Genomic DNA, 4,822 nt, shown 5'->3' with positions numbered 1-4,822 from the left:
CGGCGATGTGGTCGCCGTCCCACAGGTAGCGGATATCGTCCTGTGTCTGCTCACAGCGTTTGCCGGTACGTCGCCCGAACGGGTCGTAACGGTAAAACCAGCGTTCGCCCATCGGGGTGTCGACAACCCGGAGCTGGTTACGGTTGTCCCAGCGGTAGTGCCAGACCTGTGGGCGGTAACCCGGCTGAACCACCTGTTTACGTACCAGCCGCCCGGCTTTGTCGTACTGGTAATGGGTATCGTCGTGCTGAGTCAGCCTGCCCGCCTGCCACTCGGTAAGTCGGGCGGTCTCCTGCGGCAGACCGTTCCGGGTATAGCGGTAGGCTTCGTCGGTGTCCACCGCCCGCCCTGCGCCCCCGCTCAGGACGGACAGCACGCGTCCGGTGGCATCCAGACGGTAGCCCTGTGCTTCACGGTTGTGGCGAACGCCAGCCAGATTGCCCGCGCCGTCGTACAGGTATTCCCTTGTCTGTGTGGCATGGAGACGCCCGTCCTGCTGCTGACCGCTCATCTCGCGCGTCAGCCAGCCCATCACGTCATATTCGCGGTGGTGTAGGAATGCCCCGCCTGAACGGGAAGATTCCCGTCCTGCGGCATCATGGGCAAGGGTGAGCTCCGCGCCGTCCGGCAACTGTATCTGTTGCAGTTCACCCGCCGCGCTGTAGCTGAAGGTACTGACCAGTGCCTCGTCGCTCTCGTCTTCCCTGGTCAGGGTTCGCGTCACGCTGCGTGCGGCATCATCAAACTGTCGGGTAATCAGGGTGCCGTTCAGCCACTCTCGCACCACGCGGTCACGAAGGTCATAGTCCAGTTGGACATGGCTGGTCGCGGAGGTGACTTCGGTCAGCCTGCCAGCGGCGTCATAGCGGTAATGCAGGGTATCGTCCGGTGCGGTTTCTTTGATGAGCAGTCCGCGTCCGTCATACAGGAAGTGGCGGGTTTCGCCTTCGCCATTACGGATGGCGATACAGTGGCCGTCTTCGTCATAGGTGTAGTGGGTGTCGGTGCCCGCCATATCCCGCTCGCGGATGACCCGGGCATCGGCATCCAGCCACCACTGCCAGCGGCTGCCGTCCGGGGCGATAACGGCGACCAGCTGTTGGCTCTCTTTGTCGTACTCGTAACGCCAGGTGCGATCTTGTGCATCCGTTCGCGAGGTGAGCAGATCAAAGGGGCCGTAACTCTGGCGCCACAGCGCGCCGTTGCCGTCCACATAGCTCAGCAGATTGTTATGCTTGTCGTACTGACGTTTTTCTTCTTTCTCATCGGGACGTAACAACTGCTCCGGCAGCGTCCAGCTTGCACGGCGGTATCCCAGACGATATTGCGCCCCGTCAGGCCGTTGCCACTGCACCACTCTGTCCTGTTGGTCATAGCGTAGCTGCTGGGTGCGCCCCAGCGCATCGCTGGCACTCAACAAGCGCTGGCGATGATCGTAACGCAGCCGTGCCTGAACCTCTCCCGCCTGATCGCTCACCTGCGTCAGCAGGCCATGGCGATTCCAGGTGAACCGTACTTCACGGGTATCTGGTCCCGTGAGCTTCTCTGGGTTACCCGCATCGTCGAACGCCCATTGCCAGATGCGCCCCAGCGGGTCGGTGATGCCACATAATCGCTGTGCCTCGTCGTAGTCATAGGCCCAGGTATGGCCGCTGCCATCGGTGAAGGCGCTGACCAGACCGCTATCGTCCAGATAGGAGAACTCAACCACTCGGCCAGCAGGGGAAATCTCACGTAGCAGGTTGCCGTGGTCGTCGTAGTCGTAGCGGGTGACGTGCCCTAACGGGGATTTTTCCCAGCTCATCAGGTGCAGATGGTTGAAGCCAAATTCGCTGCGCTGACCTAATCCGTCGGTCATTACGACGCGATCGCCGAGATACTCAAAATGCGCCGTCAGGTAGCCATCGGCGCAGGTGGTGTAGACACATCGACCCTGATGATCATAGTCGTAGCGCGCCCAGGTCTGGTCGTTGTCATGCCAGCGCGTGAGTCGGTTTTCTTTGTCGTAGTCGTAGAACAGATGATAGGCGTGGGCAGCATCGGCTTCGACCAGCCGGCCCTGTTCATCCTGCCGGTATTCAGCCAGCAGAGTTTTCTGTGCGGAATCAATACGCTGTATCTGATACAGGTACTTGCCTCGCCACACCAGCAACAGCTCGATATCATCACTGTGGCGTATCTTGCGCAGATAGCCTTTTGGATCGCGGATCAGGGTAATGCGGTTGTCGTGCGGATCATGTATAGAAGACAGGAGTAGTCGATCACCATGAGGCACATCGAATTCGCGCCAGGTGAGGCTGTCACGATCCCATAGGCTAAAGCCCTTTGCCCGTCGGTGTAGAGTAAAAGCCGGATAGAGCGGACAAAATACCGACTGCACATCCTGATGGAAGGTGAAATCAATGTCATATCCCTGTGCCAGCGTGATGACGACATGGGTATTCAGGCCATCGCGGCTAACCTGTGCTGTTTCGCTCCAGGTATCATACCAACCACGTCCCAGTAGCCCGGTATGGCTAGAGGCAGAGCGATAAGTACGCTCAAAAATCAGGGGAAGCGTCTGCCCCAGTTCAATATCCTGACGCATTTCGATCACATCCCCGCTGGGAATGTAGACCGGATCTTTCAGAAAGCCCCGGGTGGCTTCCCTCATGCGTGCTAACCCTTTGCTATTTTTAAATCCTTTGCTGGCACATCGAACCGCTCTCCGTAGCCCAACGGCTGTTCTCAACGCCCCCATGCGCATGCCTTTGAGCACTGCGGTTGGCCCGCGCGTAAACAGCTTGCCCAGCCCTTTGAACATGCCCCGGCTGGGGGGAACCAGAAACTCGACTGCAATCAGTAGCGCTTTTTCCCACCAGCTGAATTCGTCACTGATCTCCAGACAGGTTTGCTGACCGGAACCAAAAAAGACGGTTGATGCCCCTTCCTTGATGGTGGCACCACAGACGGTTTTATCGTCGATACGCGCGGCGGGTGAGCCATTGACGTAAACGGTCTCACTGCCCTGTGCAATCAACTGCGGCGAGTTGTGCTTGGTACAGGCGACCGTGTCAACTTCGGCACGGGAAAGGGGCTGCTTCTCTGCAAATACCGTCCCTGAGCCAGAAGAGACGGGCCCAAACGGTGGCGCGCCGCTGTCTACCATGGCGGAAACTTTGCTGGAGACGCTGCTAATCAGCCCCCCGAGCAGACTGACTGCACCAAACCCAACCGCCAGTTTGACTGCCCCCACAACCAGTGCGGCACCCATGCCGCCCGTCCCGACAACGGCCACGGCAATCGCCCCTGCGACTGCCGCTGCGGCGGCAAATACTACGGCCGCGACGACGGCACCCGCGATGGCTCCCGCCAACGCACCGAGAAAGCTTTTGTGCTTGATGGTCTTGCCCGGTGATGTCGGGGCTTTTCCCTGACCCGGTTGAGGACGACCAGCAGGCGGCGTCGGGCCTTTGCCTGCATGCATGGCACCGACGCGGGCAACACGGTTCAGAATATCACTCAGCATGATGACTCCTTTCAGGTGGCAGCTTTAAAGGTCTCGACCACCGCCAGCATTGCTGTTTTCTGCTCTGTACTGAGCTCGCCCGCTACGGTTACGGTAAACGTCATCAATAACTCACCGCGCACTTGCATCACGACAACCTGATGCATCGGTCCTTCCGGTGATCGCCAGGTATATTCCAGACCGTGCGCAGGTTGCTCATCCAGCGTCAATGTCCACACGCTGCGCTCTTCATACCCTTTCAGGTGTGTCGCAAACTGGGCCAACGTCTGCTGATAAACCGTCTCTGCCGTCAGACCGAAATCAATCGGGGTACGGTTGACAACCAGATTGATGGCATCCCCCGGTAGAACGAAAACATGGAGTGATTCATCGCGCCAATCGGCGGGGATAGCCAGCGTCCCTTCATTCATCTGATACATAGTCATCCTTAGTTCAAATCGATACGGGTGCCGTTCAGCGTGAGGTTATTTCCGACAATCTCAATATCCCCGCTGTGCTTGATTGAGATATAGCCAGCACCCGTACCAATCTGAATGCTGCCATCTTCGGCATGGATAAAAATATTGTTCGTCACCCTCAATGTTTCGTTGTCTTCCACGACGGTGCTACGGTTTTTCTTCACCACCACCGTTTGCTCCCCCTGGACCTCAGTAATCTGATCGGCAATGACGGAGACCGTCTGGTTCTGCTGCACGACGACCGTCTGATCGCGGCCAATGTTTTCGTTGTGATCCACATTCACCGATGTACTACGGTTATTCAGCACCACGGTGTTCATGTCTTTCTGGGCATGGATAAACACCTCTTCCTGACCGGCCTGGTCTTCAAAACGCAGCTCATTGAAGCCTGCGCCCTTGTGCGTTGACGTACGCAGCGAGGTGCGCGTCTTGTTGGCGGGCAGCGGATACGGCGACGGATTGGTGGCATGAAAGGTTCTGCCCGTCACAATGGGCTGGTCCGGGTCGCCCTCGAGAAAGCTGACAATGACTTCATGGCCGATGCGTGGAATGGCTATCAGACCATATTGGCCACCCGCCCAGCCCTGGCTAACGCGTACCCAGCAGGAGCTCTGGTCGTCGCTCGCACCGTAGCGGTCCCACGGGAATTGCAATTTGATGCGACCATATTCATCACAGTAGATTTCTTCACCAGCAGGGCCGACCACGGTGGCAATCTGCGGACCGTCTACCATCGGTTTGTACGGCAGGTCGGCACGCCAGGTGCTTTTGGCGCTGATGACCTCGAAGCTGTTGCTGTAGGTGGTCGGTTCACCGCCGCTTTCCTCTTCCAGCGCCTGCGGCTGTTGCCCGCTGT

At 58.3% G+C, this 4,822-nt stretch carries 3 protein-coding genes; all 3 read right to left on the bottom strand.

Annotated elements, in window-relative coordinates; all coding sequences use genetic code 11:
- A partial coding sequence (locus tag KP22_RS20875; protein ID WP_039326225.1) for a PAAR domain-containing protein occupies positions 1-3,508 on the bottom strand: 3,508 nt, incomplete at its 3' end.
- An 11-nt stretch (positions 3,509-3,519) separates the two neighbouring features.
- Positions 3,520-3,927: a DUF1795 domain-containing protein gene (locus tag KP22_RS20870; RefSeq protein ID WP_039309219.1), complete on the bottom strand. Its 408-nt coding sequence runs from the start codon at positions 3,925-3,927 to the stop codon at positions 3,520-3,522.
- Positions 3,928-3,935: 8 nt separating this feature from the next.
- The coding region (tssI, locus tag KP22_RS20865) for a type VI secretion system tip protein TssI/VgrG (RefSeq protein ID WP_039326222.1) at positions 3,936-4,822 on the bottom strand (887 nt) is incomplete at its 5' end.

This window comes from Pectobacterium betavasculorum (assembly GCF_000749845.1).
Taxonomy (GTDB): Bacteria; Pseudomonadota; Gammaproteobacteria; order Enterobacterales; family Enterobacteriaceae; genus Pectobacterium; species Pectobacterium betavasculorum.
Note: the sequence above shows the minus strand (reverse complement) of the source record. Positions and strands in the feature narration are given on the sequence as shown.